At 34.2% G+C, this 4,251-nt stretch carries 5 protein-coding genes; all 5 read left to right on the forward strand.

Annotated elements, in window-relative coordinates:
* Nucleotides 1-164: 164 nt before the first annotated feature.
* Nucleotides 165-941 (forward strand): glucose-1-phosphate cytidylyltransferase, encoded by a 777-nt coding sequence (gene rfbF, locus SPJ17_RS06925; RefSeq protein WP_321094024.1) that lies wholly within the window; start codon nucleotides 165-167, stop codon nucleotides 939-941.
* 1 nt (nucleotide 942) lies between these two features.
* Nucleotides 943-2,004, forward strand: coding sequence for a CDP-glucose 4,6-dehydratase (gene rfbG, locus SPJ17_RS06930; RefSeq protein ID WP_321094026.1), 1,062 nt, complete (start codon nucleotides 943-945; stop codon nucleotides 2,002-2,004).
* Between the two features lie 19 nt (nucleotides 2,005-2,023).
* The gene (locus SPJ17_RS06935; protein WP_321094027.1) at nucleotides 2,024-2,839 is read left to right on the forward strand and encodes a transketolase; all 816 of its coding nucleotides are present in this window, start codon (nucleotides 2,024-2,026) and stop codon (nucleotides 2,837-2,839) included.
* A complete protein-coding gene (locus SPJ17_RS06940; protein ID WP_321094029.1) occupies nucleotides 2,829-3,743 on the forward strand; it encodes a transketolase C-terminal domain-containing protein in 915 nt (304 codons plus the stop codon). Before SPJ17_RS06935 ends, SPJ17_RS06940 begins: the two co-directional genes overlap by 11 nt.
* A partial coding sequence (locus SPJ17_RS06945; protein ID WP_321094031.1) for an SDR family NAD(P)-dependent oxidoreductase occupies nucleotides 3,743-4,251 on the forward strand: 509 nt, incomplete at its 3' end. The genes SPJ17_RS06940 and SPJ17_RS06945, both read left to right, overlap by 1 nt.

The raw sequence follows: 4,251 nt of genomic DNA on the forward strand, positions 1-4,251 counted from the left end.
AAATTGAGCATAATCGAAATCAATTATCCTTTGATGAGTGGGTGGAGCTTGATTTAAAATACATTCAAAAGAGAAATGTATGGTTAGATTTAAAAATAATATTTAAAGGAGCTTGGATGGTCTTATTTGACCGTTCGGGAGAATAGGAGGAAAAACTTATGTGTATGAAGACAGTTATACTTGCTGGTGGATTAGGTACTAGAATTTCCGAAGAATCCCATTTAAAACCAAAACCAATGATTGAAATTGGAAAATATCCAATTATGGTTCATATTATGAGAATTTTTGCTCACCAAGGCTTTAATGATTTTGTCGTTTGTGGTGGTTATAAGCAACAGGTTATAAAAGAATATTTTGCTCACTTTGATATGTATACAAATGATGTTACATTTGATATCGCAACAGGTGAAAGAATTACACACGATAAGCCAAAATTTGATTGGAAGGTTACAATTTCCGATACAGGATATTCTACTCAAACGGGTGGAAGAATTAAAAGAATTAAAAATTATATAGGAAATAATAGATTCTTTATGACCTATGGCGATGCAGTAGGTGATATTGATGTAAATGCTGTATTAAAGAGCCATATCGAATCCGGTAAGCTTGCGACGTTCACCGTTTACAACTTTGGTCAATCTAAAGGTGTAATTAAGGTTGCAAAGGATGGTACAGTAAAATCCTTTAGAGAGAAGGCTGAGGTAGATGGTGCATTAATCAACATTGGCTTTATGGTATTAGAACCAGAAGTATTAGACCTTATTGAGGGTGATGATTGTGTATTTGAAACGGATGTATTACCAAAGCTTGCAAAGATGGGTCAATTAAATGCTTATACCCATAAGGGCTTCTGGCAGTGTATGGATACACTTCGTGAAAGAGAATTATTAGAAAGACTAGACAATCAACCAGATTGTCCTTGGAAGGTTTGGAATAGATAATATGCTAAATTTAAATTTTTATAAGGGCAAAAGAGTATTGATTACAGGTCATACAGGCTTTAAAGGTACTTGGCTTACAAGAATACTAGTTAATGCAGGAGCTATTATTTGTGGATATTCTCTAGAGGCTCCAACAACCCCTAATTTATTCTCTTTAGCTCAAGTAGAGGATAAAATTAAACATGTGATTGGTGATATAAGAGATTATAAGCACTTAAAAGAAGTATTTGATGAGTTTGAGCCTGAAATTGTAATGCATTTGGCTGCACAGCCTATCGTAAGAGAATCATATAAGAATCCACTTTATACCTATGAAACTAATGTAATGGGTACAGCAAACATTTGTGAATGTGTAAGACTTACAAAATCAGTAAAATCCTTCTTAAATGTAACAACAGATAAGGTTTATTTAAATGAGGATATGCCAGATCATGCTTTTAAGGAAAATGAACCATTAGATGGATATGATCCATATAGTAATTCAAAATCTTGTAGTGAACTTGTAACTCATTCCTATAAGAAATCCTTCTTTAAGGATATGGATGTATCCGTATCAACAGCTAGAGCTGGTAATGTCATTGGTGGTGGCGATTTCGCAATAGATAGAATCATTCAAGATAGTATTAGAGCGGTGGAAAAGAATCAGGATATCGTGATTAGAAATCCTTATTCTACAAGACCATATCAACATGTTTTAGAGCCTTTATATATTTATTTGACTATTTGCGAGAAGCAATATAACAATAAAGATTTCGAAGGATATTTTAATGTAGGACCAGATGATTGTGATTGTGTTTCTACAGGAGATTTAGTTACATTATTTTGTAAAGAATGGGGCAACAATGTAAATTGGACCTCAAAATATGATGGGGGTCCACATGAGGCAACCTTCCTAAAGCTTGATAACTGGAAGATTAAAGATGTATTTGGTTGGAGACCAAGATGGCACATTGACGAGTGTATGAAAAAAATTGTAGAATTCACAAAGATATATTTTAATAACAAAGAAGATATACCAGCTGAAATGGATAAGGAAATTAAGGAATTCTTTAAATTGAAGTAAGAAAGGAGATTTGTGATTTATGAATAGTAAGCAATTAGCGCATAATGTGCGCTTAGATGTTTTAGAAATGATACATAATTCACATGCATCTCATATAGCCTCTGCATACTCTGTTACAGATATATTAGCTGTACTTTATGCAGATATATTAAAATATGACACAAAAAATCCAAAATGGGATGAAAGAGACCGTTTGGTATTGAGTAAGGGACATGCAGGTAGTGCACTTTATGCAACACTAGCAAACGTTGGTTTTTATAGTAGAGAAGAGTTAAAAACCTATGATTTAGATGGCAGCAATTTTTCTGGCCACATTTCACATAAGAATGTAGCTGGAGTTGAGTTTTCAACAGGCTCCTTGGGTCATGGTGTATGTGTTGCAACTGGAATGGCACTTGCTGCAAAACTAGATAATAAGCCATATCATGTTTACGCAATCGTAGGTGATGGCGAATGTAATGAAGGATCATTTTGGGAAACCGTAATGTTTGCAAATCAATATAATCTATCCAATTTTACGATTATTATCGATAGAAATAGAATGCAGGCAATGGGGGATGTTGCTAAAGTAATGGATACAGGAAATTTAGGTGAAAAGATTAAAACCTTTGGCTTTAATGTTTTATCCATTAATGGTAATTCCCATGAGGAATTATTCGATGCATTCCAAACGAAGTTTGATAATGATAAGCCTATTTGTATTGTCGCAAACACGATAAAGGGAAAAGGTGTATCCTTTATGGAAAATCAGCTATTATGGCATTATAGAGATCCGCAAGGAGAATTCTATGAATCTGCTAAGAAGGAATTGGAGGCAGAGGAATATGAGAAATAATTTAGTTAAGGTTATTTGCGAAAATGCAAAAACAAATAAGGATTTAATGCTTGTAACTGCGGATTTAGGCTTTAACGTTTTAAATCCATTATACGAAAACTTCCCAAAGCAATATGTAAATGTTGGTATTTCTGAACAAAACATGTCAAGCGTTGCTGCAGGTCTAGCACTCAGTGGAAAGAAAGTATTTACATATTCTATTGGCTCATTTTCAACATTGAGATGTCTTGAGCAAATAAGAAATGATATTTGTTATCATAATTGTGATGTAAAAATTGTTGCATTAGCCGCTGGTTTTGCTTATGGCTCTTTAGGTATGAGCCATCATGCGACAGAGGATATCGCATGTATGAAGGTAATGCCTCATATTACTGTTTTCTCACCTTGTGATCCAATTGAAACTAGAGCAGTCACTCAGGCTGCAATCGATATGGAAACCCCAGTTTACATTCGTCTTGGCCGTGGTGGAGAGCCTAATATTCACCAAGGTGAAATCGAGTTTAAGGTAGGTAAAGCATATTTACTTCACGAAGGTAATAATGCATGCATATTCTCTACAGGTGCTATTACAAAAGAAGCAAATGATGCTGTACTAGAACTTGAAAAAGAAGGAATCTTTGTTACCTTATATAGCTTTCCAACAATTAAACCAATGGATGAGGAAGTTATTAAGGAAGTAGCAAAGAAGTTTAAAACAATTATTACTCTTGAGGAACACCAAATAGAGGGTGGCTTTGCCTCAAGCATTAGTGACGTTTTATCGAAGCATGGTATTCAGGTAAAACTTGTTCGCTTAGGTATGAAGGATGAATTTACAAGTGTTGTTGGTTCAACAGATTATCTACGCCATTATTATAAGATGGACAAAGAAGCAGTAATTGATAAGGTAAAGGAGAGTCTATAATGAAGAATGTTGTTGTCACGGGTGCAACAAGCTTTATTGGATTCCCTTTAGTAAAAGCTTTACTTGAAAAAGGCTATTCTGTATTTGCTGTTGTAAGACCAAATTCAAAATCGAGCCAAAAACTTAATTCTATATTAAGCAATGCATTAACGATAGTTGAATGTGATATGGATAATTACAATACCTTAAAGGATAAAATATCCTCTAAGGTTGATATTGTTATGCATATTGCATGGAATGGTACAAGAGTTCCTGAAAGAGATAATGCAGAAATTCAAAATGAAAATTATAACAATTCTATAGCTTTATTTGATACTGCATCTTTAATGGGATGCAGTCGCTTCATTTCTATTGGAAGTCAAGCGGAATGCGGTAAATGTGAAGGGATTGTTACGGAAGAATATAATTGCAAGCCTATTACGGAGTATGGAAAGGCAAAAAATAGGCTTTGCAAGGAATTATTAAGAAAGTCAAAAGAAGCAAACATTACGGTTGGCTGGTTGAGATT

The organism is Anaeroplasma sp., assembly GCF_034179385.1.
Taxonomy (GTDB): domain Bacteria; phylum Bacillota_I; class Bacilli_A; order Acholeplasmatales; family Anaeroplasmataceae; genus Anaeroplasma.

Bases quoted from the DNA above. Each gene is read 5' to 3' on its own strand.
- rfbF (WP_321094024.1), top strand. From the start codon at position 165: ATGAAGACAGTTATACTTGCTGGTGGATTAGGTACTAGAATTTCCGAA.
- rfbG (WP_321094026.1), top strand. From the start codon at position 943: ATGCTAAATTTAAATTTTTATAAGGGCAAAAGAGTATTGATTACAGGT.
- SPJ17_RS06935 (WP_321094027.1), top strand. From the start codon at position 2,024: ATGAATAGTAAGCAATTAGCGCATAATGTGCGCTTAGATGTTTTAGAA.
- SPJ17_RS06940 (WP_321094029.1), top strand. From the start codon at position 2,829: ATGAGAAATAATTTAGTTAAGGTTATTTGCGAAAATGCAAAAACAAAT.